The 16460-nt window shown below is 60.8% G+C and carries 12 protein-coding genes; 5 read left to right on the plus strand and 7 right to left on the minus strand.

Annotation, left to right across the window (positions count from 1 at the left end; translation table 11 throughout):
- Position 1: 1 nt before the first annotated feature.
- From H8F23_RS15390 to H8F23_RS15405, 4 genes are read right to left on the minus strand one after another with little or no spacing between them, the layout of a single operon-like run.
- Positions 2–4576, minus strand: coding sequence for an alpha-2-macroglobulin family protein (locus H8F23_RS15390; protein ID WP_194934925.1), 4575 nt, complete (start codon positions 4574–4576; stop codon positions 2–4).
- On the minus strand, positions 4573–5223 hold the full coding sequence (locus tag H8F23_RS15395; protein ID WP_095122135.1) for a DUF1175 domain-containing protein: 651 nt from the start codon (positions 5221–5223) through the stop codon (positions 4573–4575). Before H8F23_RS15395 ends, H8F23_RS15390 begins: the two co-directional genes overlap by 4 nt.
- Positions 5208–6920, minus strand: coding sequence for a DUF2138 domain-containing protein (locus H8F23_RS15400; protein WP_194934926.1), 1713 nt, complete (start codon positions 6918–6920; stop codon positions 5208–5210). The genes H8F23_RS15395 and H8F23_RS15400 overlap by 16 nt, the downstream gene beginning before the upstream one ends.
- A gap of 40 nt (positions 6921–6960) precedes the next feature.
- Complete coding sequence (locus H8F23_RS15405) at positions 6961–7752, minus strand: YfaP family protein (RefSeq protein ID WP_194934927.1); 792 nt, start codon at positions 7750–7752, stop codon at positions 6961–6963.
- 278 nt (positions 7753–8030) lie between these two features.
- On the opposite strand from H8F23_RS15405, the gene H8F23_RS15410 reads away from it, so the two are divergent.
- From H8F23_RS15410 to H8F23_RS15430, 5 genes are all read left to right on the plus strand, one after another.
- Positions 8031–9176 (plus strand): Fic family protein, encoded by a 1146-nt coding sequence (locus H8F23_RS15410; protein ID WP_194934928.1) that lies wholly within the window; start codon positions 8031–8033, stop codon positions 9174–9176.
- Positions 9177–9287: 111 nt separating this feature from the next.
- Positions 9288–9530, plus strand: coding sequence for an exodeoxyribonuclease VII small subunit (locus H8F23_RS15415; protein WP_003228627.1), 243 nt, complete (start codon positions 9288–9290; stop codon positions 9528–9530).
- Complete coding sequence (ispA, locus tag H8F23_RS15420; protein ID WP_194934929.1) at positions 9527–10414, plus strand: (2E,6E)-farnesyl diphosphate synthase; 888 nt, start codon at positions 9527–9529, stop codon at positions 10412–10414. Before H8F23_RS15415 ends, ispA begins: the two co-directional genes overlap by 4 nt.
- A 91-nt stretch (positions 10415–10505) precedes the next feature.
- Positions 10506–12404, plus strand: a complete 1899-nt coding sequence (gene dxs / locus H8F23_RS15425) for a 1-deoxy-D-xylulose-5-phosphate synthase (protein WP_194934930.1) — start codon at positions 10506–10508, stop codon at positions 12402–12404.
- A gap of 164 nt (positions 12405–12568) precedes the next feature.
- On the plus strand, positions 12569–14455 hold the full coding sequence (locus H8F23_RS15430) for a TonB-dependent receptor domain-containing protein (RefSeq protein WP_194934931.1): 1887 nt from the start codon (positions 12569–12571) through the stop codon (positions 14453–14455).
- Between the two features lie 114 nt (positions 14456–14569).
- Here the strand turns inward: H8F23_RS15430 and H8F23_RS15435 are convergent, their stop codons facing one another.
- Genes H8F23_RS15435 through ribA form a run of 3 tightly spaced genes read right to left on the minus strand, consistent with a single transcriptional unit; the run spans position 14570 to position 16403 of the window.
- A complete protein-coding gene (locus H8F23_RS15435) occupies positions 14570–15370 on the minus strand; it encodes a cobalamin-binding protein (protein ID WP_194934932.1) in 801 nt (266 codons plus the stop codon).
- Entirely contained in the window at positions 15370–15789 is a 420-nt protein-coding gene (locus H8F23_RS15440) for an MFS transporter (protein WP_194934933.1), read from the minus strand. The genes H8F23_RS15435 and H8F23_RS15440 overlap by 1 nt, the downstream gene beginning before the upstream one ends.
- Positions 15786–16403, minus strand: a complete 618-nt coding sequence (ribA, locus tag H8F23_RS15445; RefSeq protein ID WP_016984117.1) for a GTP cyclohydrolase II — start codon at positions 16401–16403, stop codon at positions 15786–15788. Before ribA ends, H8F23_RS15440 begins: the two co-directional genes overlap by 4 nt.
- Between the last annotated feature and the right edge of the window lie 57 nt (positions 16404–16460).

The following is a 16460-nucleotide window of genomic DNA, read 5'->3' on the forward strand; positions in this document are numbered from 1 at the left end:
GTCAGTTGACCGTGACCTGACCAAGGGCGGCTTTCACTTCCTGGGCCTGATGCTGCGGCGCGTAGACCTGTTTGAAACGCACCGGCGGCAGGCTGAACTGGCCCTTTTGCGAGAAGCGCACCAGATGGCGCAAGCGCAATTCGCCGCTCAGCGCATCGACCGGCACCGCATAAGCCAGTTGCCCCGGTTCGAAACGCGCCTTCTCCAACGAGGTCGGTTCAGTGCCGTCCTTGCCCTGCAACTTGATGCCCCAGGTGGTGCGCTCGACATCGGCGCCCGGTGGTAGCGGCACTTCGAGCATGCCGTAGCGCAGCGGTTTCGGCGCTTTGCTGGTGAGGATCACTTCGTCCAAATACAGGCTGTCGCTGGACAGCGGCTTGCTGCCGATCGGCTCCAGTTTGAAGGTGAACGCTTCCTCGCCCGGCACCAGTCGCGACAGGCGACGGGTGATGGTCACGGCCATCGGATCGACTGCCGGTTGCTGGCTCTGGAAACTCAACGCCGCGCGCAGCGGACGCTCCTGCGTACCGGACACCGACAACACGCTCGGCACTGGCGTCGCGCCCTGCCACGTCCAGTACATCTCGCCGCTGGCTCCGTAGTTCTTCTTCCAGCCTTCACCCGGCGTCAGTGCAATGGTCGGCGACGCCTGGGCGATGCTGCGTTGCAGCCAGGTCAGCGCCAGCGCACGTTCGAGGGTCGACTGCTGCGGCAGCAAACGTTGCAACAACGCCGTAGCACGCGCCTGATCGAACGCTTGCAGCGACAGGTTCAGCGCCTCGGCGAACGGCTGCGAACTGACCGCCAGACGCTGTTGCGCAGCCCCTACCTGACGATTGAACGTTTCCGGCAAGGCGACCTTCGACTGCGTGGCCAACGCAGCGGTCAACACCCGCGCCGCCGCCAGACCGAGCGCCGAATCCGGGGCGCTCATCACCAGACTGTCTTCGCCGTCGTCCATCAGGGTTTCGGCGTTGCCTTCACCGGCCTTGGCCAGATCCTCCATCAAGCCGCTGAGCAAGGTGTTCACCGGCAAATGCATCTGCTTGGCGAACGACAGAATCAGCGCGCGCTGCAGCAACGGTGTGTTCGGCGCTTGCTTGGCGTAAACCTCCAGGACTCGCTGCCAATGCTCCGGCGGCAAGGTCAATTCCAGCACCTGGCTAGCGTTCCAGTCGGCGTAGTAAGCGTAAGCCGTGAGGAACGCATCCGGTTCACCGTCGTAACCCCACCAGGTGAAGCTCGCCGACGGCCCGGCCATTTGCACCAGACGCAGACGGCTGTTCTGCATGATCAGACGCAAGCGATCACGAATCTGCGGATTCGATGCCAGCGATGGATAGGCAATGCTCAACGGCAGCAAACGGCTGGCAGTCTGCTCGACGCCGCCGTACGGATAGCTGAGCAGATCATCGAGTGCCGAACGGAACAACGCTTGCGGGCTGTCATCCAGACGCAGGCGAATATCGGTGGCGTCGGCCGGCAGACTCAACGGTGTGTCACCGCTGGCCACGTCGAGGCTTTGAGTCTGAGTGACTTGCCAGCCGTCACCGGTCGCACTCAGGCGCACGGCGAGGGAATCGGCGGTCTTGCCGTCCTGCACCAACTCCGCCGTCCATTCGCCGGAAGCCAATGTGAACGCCGGCAGCGGCAGATAATTGATGCCGTTGTTCAGGGTCACAGGCAGACGCTGTTCGGCGCCCGCATAGTGAGTGACCAGTTCAGCCTTGACCGGTTTCTCGGCTTGGCTGAAGGCGAACACGCCGAGTTGCGGCTGATCGCTCTTACGGAATTTGCTCGGCCCGCTCCACTTCAGGTACAGCGGTTTTTCCGAACGCACGAACTGCTTCTTCTGCCCGACCTGACCGTCATCGGCGATCGCGCGAGCGGTAATGCGCCAGCGGGTCAGCGAGTCCGGCATCTTGAAGGTGAAGCGGGTTTTGCCGTCGGCACCGGTCAACAACTCCGGCTGCCACGCGGCGGTATCAACATCTTCACGACGCGGCCGCTCCAGCACTTTTACACCACGCTCGCTGCGGTTGGCTTTGCCCGGCGCGCCGGGGCTGCCCGGCAACGCGACGTCGTAACTGATGAACGACAGGCTCGCACTGGTGCGCACGTTGTTGCGGCGCGGGTGGTAGAAGAACTGGTCGATGGTCGGCGCGACTTCCGGTTGCAGCGCGTAGACCATTTCGTCGACGACGCTGACGGTCAGATGCGCCGGAACCGCTTTGCCGGCGAACTGCGTGCTCAGATCAACCGTGACCGTGTCGCCCGGCAAATACACCGCTTTATCAGTGCTGATCGCCACGTCGATTTGCGGCGCGACCACTTTGATCCCGGCGTTCTGGAAGCTGTACTGACCGCCCTTGGTGTAGAGCACGGAGAAGGTCAGGTTTGGCGCAAAGTTGTCCTTGACCGGGATGCGTGCGCGGTATTGGGTGTCGCTGAGTTTTTCCAGTTTCAGCCAGTCGCCGCCCTTGGCCAGCAGCGCGGTGGCTTCGACCTTGTCGCGCTCCAGCGAGAGCAACGCATCACTGACCGGCTCCGGGAAAGTGATCAGCGCCAGTGCTTCATCGCCAGCCTTGTACTCGGCTTTGTCGAGGACGATTTCCACAGTGCCCGGCACTGCTTTGACGCCGTCGCCAGTGACCGAATGCCCCGTGGCACCGAGCACGCGGCCGTGTTGATCTTTCAAGGTCAGGTTGTAAGTGCCCGGACGATCAAACGCCAGGCTGAAGCCCTTGTCCGTCGCCGCGAGTTTGCCTTCACCGGTGCTCTGGTCTTCCAGACGCACCCAGCCATAGGTGCTCGGCGTCACCGCTTTGCTTTGCTCGGTGCCGCCCTCGTTGGCGTAGCTGAACGCAACCTTGTCGCCGACTGCACTGAAGCGTTGCGGCGCGCTCAAGCGGAAGCTCGCGGCGCCACGGTCGATGAGGATTTCCTTGGTGGTCTTGACCCGATACGCCGCGCCATCGCTGGCGAACACGGTGAGCATGTAGCGGCTCGGTTTGTCGGCGGCCGGCAGATCAAGGGTCGCGTTGCCTTTGCTGTCGGTAGTCAGTTCGGTGCTGGTCAGTTCCACCGGGAATTGCCCGAGGTATTGCAGCTCGTTGTCGACCATCGACAGTTGCTGGGCGCGCAGGCTCAGGGTCAGTTTGGCGTTGGCCACCGGTTTGCCGTCCGGGTACAGCAACAGCAGACTGCCTTTGACCGGATCGCCAGTGCGGTAATCCTGCTTGGCCAGATTCAGCGAAATCTCGAAGTGCGGCTTGATGTACTCGGCCACGCGAAAAGCGCTGCTGTAAGCCTGGTCCTTATAGTTGAAACGGATCTCGTAACCCCCGGCCACTGCGTTGTCCGGCAACTGGAAGCGGCCTTGAGTACCGGCCTTCGAATCGAGTTTCAGGTCGAGGTGTTGCAACTCGGTGCCGGTGGCGTCGAGCACGCTGACCGTGACATCCGCCGCACCGGGCAACACCGAGTCCCGCGCATTCTTGAACTCGCGACCGACGATTTTCAGCGACACCCAATCACCCGGGCGATACAGCGGCCGGTCGGTGAAGGCATACAGTTTGGTGTCGTAGATTTCGCTGTCGTAATAGAAGTTTTCCGAGACGAATACACCGCCCTCTTCGTCCTCGCCGATGACGAACGAACGCTCCGGACTGACGTGTTTCAGGCGCAGCAAACCATCGGTATCAGTCGCACCGCTGCTCATCACGCCGAGGCCGTCAGTCCACAGCACATTCACCTTCGGTACCGAGCTGCCTTCGTGTTTGCGCGCGGCCCAGACCAGCAATTCATCGCCGGCAATCTTGCTTACCGCGACGGTGTTGGAAACGAAGACCATGGTGGTCGCGCGGTACTTGCCGATCAGCGCTTCGACCAGATACAGACCCGGCTTCAGATTGCCCAACGGGATGTAAACGTTGCCGGGTGCGACGCTAACGAAATCACTGGATGAACCCGCCAGATTCACCCCTTCCGGCGGCTGAATCGGCTTGGCCTGCCACAGCGGATAACGGAACTGGCTGACCACCGGCAGACCCGGAATCAGCGCAAATTGCGGCTGCGCGTCGTACGGCGTCGGCGCTGCGATGGCGTTGCCCATCTTCAGTTCCGGCACTTCTTCGGTGACCTGTTTGCGCGATTCATAAGAGAACGCGCGCTGCATCACCCGCCGGGATTTGCGGTACCAGTTGTCCCACAGATACGCGAGGGTGTTGGACAGGCCTTCGCCCTTGAACTGGCCGTCGCTGACCACCCGATGCAGGTTCTTTTGACGCTTGAGGAAATCCAGCGGTTTGTCGATGCGGTACACACGAATATCCGCGCCGCCGTAAGGTTCCATGCGGAAACGACGATAGTCACGGCCCGGCGCTTCGAGACGGACCATTGCCTGTTCATCAGCAGCGAAACTGCTGTCGGCGAGCAGGAAAAAGCTTTCACCCGAGACCGGCGTGTAGCCGCTCGGCTCGACCGAATCTTCGGCACTGACGGTGGCCATTGGCAGCAATAGCGCCAACAGCAGAGGAATTCGGGAACAGATACGCAACATGCGGGCACCGGTCATTGGGAGAGAAAGTTCAGTCGATAGACGCCGATGAAGTTGGGGTTGGCTGCGTCGGGTATCCATCGGGTGTCCTTCCATGTCATGAGTTGCTGCAGGCTTGCTGAACGCATGCCGTTGTCAGTGGGGGTGGTGGTGCCGGTGTGATAAGCGATGTAGCGGCCCATCCAGATCATCAGGTGCTGGTCGTCGCCCTGATCGAAAAACATCAGATCACCGGGCCGTGCTTGCGACACGTCGCGGCTGACCAGATGGCTGTTGAACTGAATCAGTTTGATCGCGTTGACGTACGGCCCGACCTTGCCGCCGCCCTGCTGCCATTGCTGGGCGAGCTTGCGTTGCTCATCGCTGAGCGACAGTTCCGGCGGCAGATAGCGATTGGACAGGCCATTGCTGCGCAGCCATTTGTCGTCGTGGACTTTCAGCGCTTCGTTGGCGGCAAAACGCACCAGCCCGGCACAGTCCTGCTGATACCAGCGCGGACTTGGGCCTTGGCTCAACTGCTCTTGAGCGATGCGCACGAACCAGGCGCGAAACACCTGGGATTGCGCCGGATCGAGTGCGGGTGCTTCAACGGCGCGGGCGCCCGCACTGAGCAACAGCGCGAGCAGGCCGAGGCTGCGGATCAGTGTCGTCACAGCGCTTTCCATTCCAGCGGCAACCATTGCCAGTGGCCGTCAGGCTCGCTGCCTTCCGGCAGCGTCAGCGCGTATTTGCCGTAGCCGCCGAGGGTGCGCAGTTTCGGAATCAGATAGGTTTGCGCGGCGTTGTAGAACACCGGCTCCATGTCTTGCGGCAGGCTGTCGAGGGTTTCCTGCTGCATCAGTTGCGCCATCGAATCCGGGCCGAAGTAGATCGGCATCAGCACGTCTTTGGGCAACACGTCGGCCATCGGCGGGAAGCGTTTGTCGAGGGTGCCGAGGGCCTTGTCGACGAGTTTGTCGTCGAGGGAAAACAGCAGCGTCGAACCGTGGCGAGCGAGGCTGACCTTCATGAAAGCCTTGCCGGAAATCGCGTCCGGATTTTCCGCAGTCTTCGCCGCATACGGGCCGAAGTTGGAGCTGACCTGACGCTGCCAGACGTGGTTCTGGCCTTCCTGCTTCTCGACTACCGGGAACACGTTTTCTTCGACGTTGGCTTCGAATGCACCGACCATCGAACCGAACAGCTTGCCAAGATCACCGTCGAGTTTGCTGCTGTCCTCGTCTTTCAGACTGGCCACCAGCAATGGCGTGTACAAACGCGAATCGGCGTACCAGCACAGGCCTGCCGCACCGGCCACATGTTCGGTGAGGGTTTGCGCCACAGCTTCTTCGGCGCCGAGTTTTACCAGCAGTGGTTTTTGCGGTTCGGCCGCGACCGGCAGGGTCACGCAGGCACTGGCGCCCAGCGGCATCGCTTGCCAGACCGGTTTGAAATCAAAGTCGGGCTGGTTGTCCAGTTCGTCCATGGCGAGGTAGCTGTGCCAGCCCTTGTCATCCATGTCGAAGCGCAGCCCGGCGAAGTTCGGGATGAAACGCTGATAACCCATGGCCAGAACGCTGGAGTTGACCGATAGGCGTTGCTTGGTTTCCGGAGTTTTCGCCGGCAGGCCGAACGCTTCGGGGAACAGTTTTTCGCCATTGAGCAACGCCGCCAGCGCTTGTGGCGAGACGTGACCGGACTCTTCAGACACGCCGCTTTCCGGGTCGTAATACTTGGCCGGATTGGACAGCACCACCAGTTTGTCGCCGTGGGAGGCGAACAGCAGCGCTTTGCTGGCGTTGTAGGTCAGTTGGTACAGCGGCACGCTATCGCCGCCGACTTTGAGTTCGCCCATCTGACTGAGCTGCGTGTCATCCAGCGCTACTTTCGCCAGCGGCTCGAGCAATTTCGCCAGACCGCCGCGATCCATCACCAACAGGAAATCCTTCAAGCGACCATCCGCGCCACGCCACAACGCCACGTCTGCCGGCTGATCGAAAAGCTGTTCGATCAGGCTGTCCTGCAACTTCAGGTCATGCTCGTAGATGATCCGGCGCAGGCTGCCGATCAGCCCGAGGCGGTCGGCATGAGTTTCGTAATAGAAGACGAAATCTTCGGTGAGCGTGGCTTTGAGGAACGGTACGGTGAGCAGATCCTTGGGCAACTGGCTCAGCGAGCGGGTTTCCAGCAATGCATCCGGGCGACTCAGGCCAAGCTTGTCACTCGCCAACTCCGCCGGCGGCGCCTTGGGCTTGAGCAGCAGCCAGCCGAAACCACCCGCCACGCCGGCCACCAGGCACAACCCGGCCAGCAGCAAAGGCCAGCGTCGCGAAGGTTTGGCCGCTGGCGTTTCGACAGCTGAAGTCACAGTGTTTTCGCTCATCTTTTCAAAGCCCGATTTCATCCGTGCAGCGGGATGCTTATTAATAGTTGAAAGTCTTGACCAGCAGCAGATCACCGATCGCCCGCAGCGGCACGATGAACGTTTCGCGTTTTTCGTCGACGGTGTTTTCGTTGAGCACCAGCGTGATTTGCGAGGTGATCACCTCGTTCTGGTTGCTGGTCTCCTCGAAGTTATAGCCGCCGTTGCCGAAGTTGCCCCAATAGTTGACGTAAACCAGATAAGTGCCGTGCAGCGGCGCAGTCATGGTGAACATTTCCGGGCCGGGGCCGTCGACGCCATCCGGGTCGAGACCGCCGCCATTACTCAGCGCCGGCTGCGCCCAGAACGCATGCTGACCGTCGGGCGTGACAATGTGCAGATCGAGTTCGGCTTTCGGATCGTCCCAGCCCAAGACAAGACGAATTCGCGCCGGCGTGCGCAAATTGTTTGCTTCATAAAATTGCACGCGCTTGAGCGACTGGCCTTCGGCGCTGATCACTTCGACGCTGTTGGAGCCGGCGCCGAACGCGTAGGGCCGGGCGAAACGGCCCTGGTCGTCGGTGTACAGATTCAATGGATTGCCATTCACGGCGAGGCTGTGCGGCGGACGCATATGGCCGATGGCCTTGAGCTGGCCCTGGATCATCGTGCGATTGCGCTGAATGCCGCGATCAATCGGCGGCGTGGGATAGGCGACTTGCGGGTTTTCCGTGCGATCGAGCAAGCCGTGATAGCGCCAGCCGCCCACCGGTTCCGACACCTCGGCCGTCGGCGCCGCCAGCAGCGCGGGCGCGCAAGCCAGGCCGATCAGCAGCCAAAAAAATGAACGCATGTAATGCCTCCTGCCATGCCTGAACGAAACCTTGCACCCGATCCTCGGTACTTCACAGCGGTGAAAACTGCGTTTCGTCTGAAAGACCCGTGACTATGGGGTCGTAGAAGGCGCGAAGATTAGCCATTTGGCGGTTTTTTAACAATCGGATACATGTGCTTTTGCTGTAGGAATCACGCCAATCCGGTGGACGGTGAGCCGAATAGCCGTCATATTCGGCTCATAAAATGAGCCGAATAGCATTTCTATTCGGCTCACGGACTCAAGGCAGGCAACGAATGGCAACTTACTGGATCTGGCAGCAGCCCGATTGGCCCGACTTCAACTGGCAGGCGGAACGCCTGGCACCGTTGTTGCGCGAGTGTGTACAGGCCCAAGGTCAGTTGATGGGGATGGCCGGTTCGGTAGGTGACTCTTTGGGGGCTCAGACCGAACTGGACGCCCTTTTGCAGAATATCGTGACGTCTTCGGCCATCGAAGGTGAGCAACTGAATGTTGGCTCCGTACGGTCGTCCTTGGCGCGACGGTTGGGCCTGGAGTTGATCGACGGCGATAACGTCAGCAAACGCAGTGAAGGTCTGGCGCAGCTTATGCTTGATGCCACCCGTCGATTTGCCGAACCGTTAACGCTGGAGCGCTTGCTGGAATGGCACCAGTGGCTGTTTCCCGATCAAGAGGCTGACCTAACTGCACGCTCAATACATGCGGGTGCGCTACGCGGTGACGAGCCAATGCAGGTGGTTTCGGGTCGCATTGATCGTCCAACGGTTCATTTCGAAGCCCCACCACGCCAAGGCCTTGAGCAGCAGCTCGACCAGTTTCTCCAATGGTTCGAGGCCAGCCAGCATCAGACAGCTCTTGACCCGATGCTACGCGCGGGCATCGCCCATTTCTGGTTTGTCACTTTGCATCCGTTCGACGATGGCAACGGTCGCCTCACCCGCACCATCACTGATCTGGCGCTGGCACAGGGCGAAGCGCAAGCCATCCGTTTCTACGCCATGTCGGCGAGCATTCTGGATGATCGTTCCGGCTACTACCGGATTCTGGAATCGAGCCAGAAAGCCACACTGGATATCACCGAGTGGCTCACTTGGTTCCTGCAAACCTTGGTACGCAGTCTGCAACAAGCCATCACCCGGATTGAAAGCGTGCTGGGCAAAACGCGTTTCTGGCAGGCACACCGCGAGTCCGAACTTTCGGCGGAGCAGGTCAAGGTACTCAATCGCCTGCTCGACGGCGGCGAGCGGGGCTTTGAGCACGGTATCAGCGCCGGTCAATATCAAGCGGTGGCGAAAGTGTCGAAGGCCACGGCGACCCGACATCTTGCGGAGTTGCTTGAGAAAGGTTGCCTGCAACGCTTGCCGGGGGGCGGTCGGAGCACGCGCTACCAGATCAATTATCCGGACAGAGCAGCCCGTTAAACCCAACCGCCACAGAGTCATGTTTGCCCTTGAGGGCCGGCCCCTCATTTGCCCATAACCCCCCTATCTGCTAGTGTCGCGCCGGTTTAACGTCAACCGGAAATCGCCGCCATGGCCCGCAAAAAAGCTGCACTGGATTTCGAACAGTCCCTCGCCGACCTGCAAACATTGGTCGAGCGTCTGGAGAACGGTGAATTGTCGCTGGAAGACTCGCTGACCGCTTTCGAGCAGGGCATCGGCCTGACCCGTGATTGCCAGGCAGCGCTGGCGCAAGCCGAGCAGAAGGTGCAAGTGCTGCTGGAGCGCGATGGCGAACTCGCCGAGGAACCCTTCGACGCGGAACAGCCAGAATGATTGCGGCGTACACGGCGAGCAGCCAGACCCGGGTAAACGCGGCGCTGGAAACCCTGTTCAACGCGCCGTTGCCGGAATTGGCGCGACTTTACGAAGCCATGCGCTACAGCGTGATGAATGGTGGCAAACGCGTGCGTCCGCTGCTCGCCTACGCCGCGTGCGAAGCCCTCGGTGGCAAGGCGGAGCAAGCCAACGGCGCGGCTTGCGCGGTTGAGTTGATTCACGCTTATTCGCTGGTTCACGACGATTTGCCGGCGATGGACGACGACGATTTACGTCGCGGCCAGCCAACCACCCACAAGAAATTCGATGAAGCCTGCGCGATTCTCGCCGGCGACGGTTTGCAGAGCCTGGCCTTCAGCGCCCTGCTCGACCCGCGCCTGAGCGACTGCAGCAGCGATATCCGCCTGCAAATGGTCACAGCACTGGCTAACGCCGCAGGCCCGGCAGGCATGGTCGGCGGTCAAGCCATCGACCTCGGCTCGGTCGGCCTCAAGCTCGATCAGAAAGCCCTCGAACAGATGCACCGGCACAAGACCGGCGCACTGATCGAAGTCAGCGTCAAACTCGGCGCCCTGGCCAGCGGCCGCGCCGAACCGGATGAACTCAAGGCCCTGCAGACTTATGCACAGGCCATCGGTCTGGCCTTTCAGGTGCAGGACGACATCCTCGACGTCGAAAGCGATACCGAAACCCTCGGTAAACGCCAGGGCGCCGACATCGCCCGCGACAAGCCGACCTACCCGGCGCTGCTCGGCCTCGACGCCGCCAAGGCTTACGCGCTGGAACTGCGTGATCAGGCTCTGCACGCCCTGCGACCGTTTGACGCGGCCGCCGAGCCCTTGCGCGAGCTGGCCCGGTATATCGTCGAGCGGCGCAACTGACGGCGTATCCGCCAAAAAAGACCAACGCGTGGGCAGGGGGCGATGCATCAGGTAAACTGCCGCATCTTCTATACCTATAACGATTCGCCTGATGCCCACGACGTTTCATGAGATTCCCCGCAAGCGCCCGACCACGCCCCTGCTCGACCGCGCGAACACGCCGGACGGCCTGCGCCGGTTAGGCGAAGCCGAGCTGGAAACCCTGGCCGATGAGTTGCGCCTGGAATTGCTCTACACGGTCGGTCAGACCGGTGGGCATTTCGGTGCCGGCCTGGGCGTGATCGAGCTGACCATCGCGTTGCATTACGTCTTCGACACACCGGACGACCGTCTGCTGTGGGACGTCGGGCACCAGGCGTATCCGCACAAGATCCTCACCGGTCGCCGCGAGCGCATGGGCACTCTGCGCCAGAAGGACGGCATTGCCGCGTTCCCGCGTCGCGCCGAGAGTGAATACGACACCTTTGGCGTCGGCCACTCCAGCACTTCGATCAGCGCTGCACTGGGCATGGCCATCGCCGCCCGCCTGCAGAACAGCGATCGCAAGGCAATCGCGGTGATTGGTGACGGCGCGTTGACCGCCGGCATGGCTTTCGAGGCGCTGAACCACGCGCCGGAAGTCAACGCCAACATGTTGGTGATCCTCAACGACAACGACATGTCGATCTCGCGCAATGTCGGTGGCCTGTCGAATTATCTGGCGAAGATCCTTTCCAGCCGCACCTACGCGAGCATGCGTGAGGGCAGCAAGAAAGTCCTGTCGCGCCTGCCCGGCGCCTGGGAAATCGCCCGTCGCACTGAAGAATACGCCAAAGGCATGCTGGTTCCCGGCACCCTGTTCGAAGAGCTGGGCTGGAACTACATCGGCCCGATCGACGGCCACGACCTGCCAACCCTGATCGCCACCCTGCGCAACATGCGCGATCTGAAAGGCCCGCAGTTCCTGCACATCGTCACCAAGAAAGGCAAGGGTTTCGCCCCGGCGGAAGTCGACCCGATCGGCTACCACGCGATCACCAAACTCGAACCGGTCGATGCTCCGGCTGCTGCGCCGACAAAGGCTGCTGGTCCGAAGTATTCGGCGGTGTTCGGCGAGTGGCTGTGCGACATGGCTGCTACTGATCCGCGCCTCGTCGGGATTACCCCGGCGATGAAGGAAGGCTCGGATCTGGTGGCGTTCAGCGAACGCTTCCCGCTGCGCTACTTCGACGTGGCGATTGCCGAGCAACACGCGGTGACATTCGCGGCCGGCATGGCCTGCGAAGGCGCAAAACCGGTAGTGGCGATCTACTCGACGTTCCTCCAGCGTGGTTACGACCAGTTGGTGCATGACGTCGCGGTGCAGAACCTCGACGTGCTGTTCGCCATCGACCGCGCTGGTCTGGTGGGCGAAGACGGCCCGACCCACGCTGGCAGCTTCGATCTGTCCTACCTGCGTTGCATCCCGGGCATGGTTATCATGACCCCAAGTGATGAAAACGAACTGCGCAAAATGCTCACCACCGGCCACCTGTACAACGGCCCGGCGGCTGTGCGCTATCCACGCGGCACCGGCCCGAACGCGACGATCGACAAAGACCTCGAGCCGATTGAAATCGGCAAAGGCATCGTCCGTCGCCAGGGCAGCAAAGTCGCTCTGCTGGTGTTCGGCGTGCAACTGGCCGAGGCGCTGAAGGTGGCTGAAAAACTCGATGCCACCGTGGTCGACATGCGTTTCGTCAAACCGCTGGATGAAGCGCTGGTGCGCGAGATTGCCGGCAGCCACGAGTTACTGGTGACCATCGAAGAGAACGCGATCATGGGCGGCGCGGGTGGCGCGGTCAGCGAGTTCCTCGCGCGGGAGAACATCCTCAAGTCGATGCTGCACCTGGGCTTGCCGGATATCTACGTCGAACACGCCAAGCCTGCCCAGATGCTGGCCGAGTGCGGGCTGGATGAGGCCGGGATCGAAGCGTCGATTCGTGAGCGTCTGGCCTTACTCGACAAATAAACGCAATACCTGCACAAAACCCTGTGGGAGCGAGCTTGCTCGCGAAAGCGGACTGTCAGTCGACTCATTTTTGACTGACACACCGTATTCGCGAGCAAGCTCGCTCCCACAGTGGTTTGTGTCACTGCCAAATTGAATCCGCCCCAAGCGTCAACGGACCACTGATGAACCTCTCGCGCCTCGCCCTGCCCTTCCTCCTGCTGCCGACCGCCAACGCCCTCGCCGATACCTTCGAGCGTGATCAGGCACTGAAACTGCCGGACATGCTGATCTCCGCCAACCGTCAGGTCGAAGCCCGCAACGACAGCAGCGCCGCCAACACGGTGTTCACCCGCGAAGACATCGACCGCCTGCAGCCGAGTGACGTGCCGGACCTGCTGCGTCGCGTCCCCGGTGTGCAAGTGGCGCAGGCCGGCGGGCACGGCAGTCTGCCGGGAATCTACATTCGCGGCACGCAGTCGGCGCAGAGTCTGGTGCTGGTCGACGGCCAGCGCATTGGCAGTTCGACGTCCGGTGACAGCAACCTGCAGCATCTGAACATCGAGCAGATCGAGCGGGTGGAAGTGCTGCGCGGTTCGCGTTCGGTGATTTACGGCAGCGATGCGATTGGCGGTGTGATTCAGATCTTCACCCGGCGCGGCACTGAGCAAGGTTTGCAGCCACGGATGCACGTCGGTTTCGGCAGCAACCAGACCTGGGAGCGCAGCCTCGGCTTGTCCGGGAGCGACGAGAAAACCCGCTTCAATCTCGGTGCTAGTCTCGATGAAACCGCCGGGATTGACCGTACTCACGAATCGTACCCGAGCGATGGCGATCACGACGCCTACCGCAATAAATCCGTCAGCCTGAGCCTGAGTCATGCGCTGACCGATGACATCGAAGTCGGCGCCAATCTGCTGGATAGCCGTGGCAAAAGCGAGTTCGACAACCCGTTCGGCCGCTTCGACATGAATACATTCGAATCGGTCCAACAGCAGCCCTACAGCGATTTCAACGTCAGCAGTGTCAGCAGTTACGTCGATGCACGGGTCAACGAAATCTGGAAAACCCGCGTCGAGTTCGGCCATACCGAGAACCGCGAGAAGAGCCTCGACAAGCTCAGCGACGAACGCACGGTGTTCAACACCTACCGCGACTCGGTGAACTGGCAGAACGATCTGACGCTGGATGCACGCAACAGCCTGATTCTCGGCGGCGACTGGTACGAAGACCGGGTCAACAGCAGCACCGCATTCGACGAAGACAGTCGCTGGAACCGCGCCGCATTCATCCAGCATCGTTATCAGGCCGACAGTTTCTCCACGGAGCTGGGTCTGCGTCACGACGACAACCAGCAATTCGGCAGCCAGAACACCTGGAGCGGCACGTTCACTTTGCCGCTGAACCCGGACAACGATCTGTTGCTGAGCTACAGCGAAGGCTTTCGTGCGCCGACTTTCAACGATCTGTACTACCCCGACTTCAGCAACCCGGATTTGAAACCGGAAACCTCGAAAAGCTATGAGTTGCAGTGGCGCAGTCAGTTGACTGATAACAGCCGTCTGGAGGCGTCGATCTACCGTACGGATCTGGAAGACGCGATCATTTTCGGCAGTAACTCACGCCCGGAGAACGTCGCTTCGGCACGGATCAACGGCTTTGAAGCGGCGCTGAAGCAGGAACTGTTCGACTGGCAGAGCAACCTTGGCGTATCGATCATTGATCCGCGCGACCGTGATACTGGCCACACCCTGACCCGGCGCGCGCGGCGCACGTTGAGTTGGGATCTCGATCGACAATTTGATCAAGTCAGCCTCGGCGCCAGTTGGCAGGCGGTCAGCAGCAGTTATGACGATCTGAAAAATGAAAACCCGCTAGGTGGTTATGCGCTGTTCGGCTTGCGCAGCAGTTGGGCGCTGAACCGTGAGATCAAGCTGGATCTGAAGGTCGATAATGTTTTTGATAAGGGTTACAGCCGCGCGAACTACAGCTATGACGGCAGCCAGTATGGTTATCGCGAGGAAGGTCGGGTGTGGATGTTTGGGGTCACCTGGACTCCCGAAATCCACTGAAATCCCCTGTAGGAGCTGCCGAAGGCTGCGATCTTTTGATCTTGATCTTCGGCGATTCCGACTCAGTCAAACAGCAAATTCAAAAGATCGCAGCCTTCGGCAGCTCCTACAGGGTTACCTGTCCGGCGCGATCAATTGGCAGAGTTTGGCGGTAGCGCTGATCATTTGGCCACTTGGGCGCTCAAGGCCTTTGTCGGTGACCAACAGTAATTTTTCCTGCTTCACCGCCGCCACCTGTGGCCAGGTTTTCCACGCATTCAGTTGCGCCTGATCACTCGCCAGAATCACCTCGGGGTCGCGCTGCAACACCGCCTCAATACTCACCTGCGGCGCCGGCAGATTCAAATCAGCGAACACATTACTCGCCCCGCACATCTCAAGCGCATCACTGATGATCTGCCCACCCCCCACGGTGTACAGCGGCTTGTCCCAGACCTGATAGAAGACCCGCAACGGCACGTCCCGGCGATAGCGCTGGCGTAGCTCAGCGAGTTGTTTGCGCAGTTCGGTCGCTCGCGCCACCCCACGCTCCGGTCGCCCCAATTGCGCGGCAATGGCTTCGATCTGCGCGGCGAGTTGTTCGAGGGAATGCGGTTCGGCGACGAAGGTCGGGATGCCCAGACGCGTGAGCTGATCGCGCTGCGCAGGTCCCACACTACCGGGCCAGAGCAATAACAAATCAGGCTTGAGACTTAGCAACTGTTCCATGTCGAGTTGGCCATACCGGCCAACCGACGGCACGCTGGCAATCTCGGCAGGGCGCTCACCGGCATCCAGCACGCCGACCAACAGGTCAGCCGAATCCAGTTCAACGACAATTTCAGAAAGCGACGGTGCGAGGCTGACAACTCGCAGGCCCGCCAGCACCGGAGCCGACACGGCCAGCAGCAGAACCGCCAGCCAGAGGCGGCGCATCAACCGAGTTGACGCGGGATACGGTAGAGATAAAACAGCACCGCCGTGGACAACGCCAGCAGCATCAACGGTACGGCTTCAAGACCGACAAACACCGCCAGTGCGCCGATCCACGCCGGCAAGGCTGCCGCGAGAAAAGCCGAACGACGACGTGCTGCAAGCGCAATCCACGCGGCCGGTTCACCCGGGGTATCGAGGGCTTTTTGTGTGGCGATCAACGCATGTTTGTAGCGGCCGAAAAACTTCAGGCTGACAAACATCGACGCCACACCGGCAATAAAGAACGGCATCGCCAGCACAGGAAGAATGCCTTCGCCCTGACCGAACAACGCGTTGAGTACGAACAGCGGCAGCAGCGCCAGTGCGAGGTATTTCCACCAATCGACCGACAATCGGCGCCGCACCTGACCGCGAGTCACGCGCGATCTACCTCGCCCTGATGCTCGTTGCCCATCATGTGATCGAGCTTGCTGGCCTTGGTCGCCAGATAGAGTTTGTTGTGGGGGTTGTGACCGGTGTGCAGCGGCACACGCTCGGCGACGGTAATGCCCATATCGGTCAAGGCTTTGACCTTGCGCGGGTTGTTGGTCATCAGGCGCAGGGACTTCACGCCCAGATGCTCAAGCATCGGCAGGCACATGGCGTAGTCGCGCTGATCAGCGGCAAAGCCCAGACGCTCGTTGGCTTCAACGGTGTCGGCGCCGCCATCCTGCAATTCGTAGGCACGGATCTTGTTCAACAAGCCGATGCCACGACCTTCCTGACGCAGGTATAGCAACACACCACGACCTTCACGGGCGATGGCTTTCAGCGCGCCTTCCAGTTGCGAACCGCAGTCGCAACGCTGGCTGAACAAGGCATCGCCAGTCAGGCATTCGGAGTGCAACCGGCCGAGTACCGGGGCACCGTCGGCAATTTCACCCAGGCTCAGCACGACGTGCTCGCGGCCGGTGGCTTCATCGAGAAAACCGTGCATGGTGAATTGCGCAAAAGGCGTTGGCAGCTTGGAAGCGGCGACAAAGACGACAGGCACCGGTGTGCTCCTGATCTAAAGAGTCTGAAAATTCGCAGGCCGGCATTGTAACAGCAG

The organism is Pseudomonas neuropathica (assembly GCF_015461835.1).
In the GTDB taxonomy this organism is placed as follows: Bacteria; Pseudomonadota; Gammaproteobacteria; order Pseudomonadales; family Pseudomonadaceae; genus Aquipseudomonas; species Aquipseudomonas neuropathica.

Excerpts from the sequence above, each read along its gene's own strand:
- H8F23_RS15390 (WP_194934925.1), bottom strand. The coding sequence starts at position 4,576 with ATGACCGGTGCCCGCATGTTGCGTATCTGTTCCCGAATTCCTCTGCTG.
- H8F23_RS15410 (WP_194934928.1), top strand. The coding sequence starts at position 8,031 with ATGGCAACTTACTGGATCTGGCAGCAGCCCGATTGGCCCGACTTCAAC.
- dxs (WP_194934930.1), top strand. The coding sequence starts at position 10,506 with ATGCCCACGACGTTTCATGAGATTCCCCGCAAGCGCCCGACCACGCCC.
- H8F23_RS15400 (WP_194934926.1), bottom strand. The coding sequence starts at position 6,920 with ATGAGCGAAAACACTGTGACTTCAGCTGTCGAAACGCCAGCGGCCAAA.
- H8F23_RS15435 (WP_194934932.1), bottom strand. The coding sequence starts at position 15,370 with ATGCGCCGCCTCTGGCTGGCGGTTCTGCTGCTGGCCGTGTCGGCTCCG.
- H8F23_RS15395 (WP_095122135.1), bottom strand. The coding sequence starts at position 5,223 with ATGGAAAGCGCTGTGACGACACTGATCCGCAGCCTCGGCCTGCTCGCG.
- ispA (WP_194934929.1), top strand. The coding sequence starts at position 9,527 with ATGATTGCGGCGTACACGGCGAGCAGCCAGACCCGGGTAAACGCGGCG.
- H8F23_RS15415 (WP_003228627.1), top strand. The coding sequence starts at position 9,288 with ATGGCCCGCAAAAAAGCTGCACTGGATTTCGAACAGTCCCTCGCCGAC.
- H8F23_RS15405 (WP_194934927.1), bottom strand. The coding sequence starts at position 7,752 with ATGCGTTCATTTTTTTGGCTGCTGATCGGCCTGGCTTGCGCGCCCGCG.
- H8F23_RS15430 (WP_194934931.1), top strand. The coding sequence starts at position 12,569 with ATGAACCTCTCGCGCCTCGCCCTGCCCTTCCTCCTGCTGCCGACCGCC.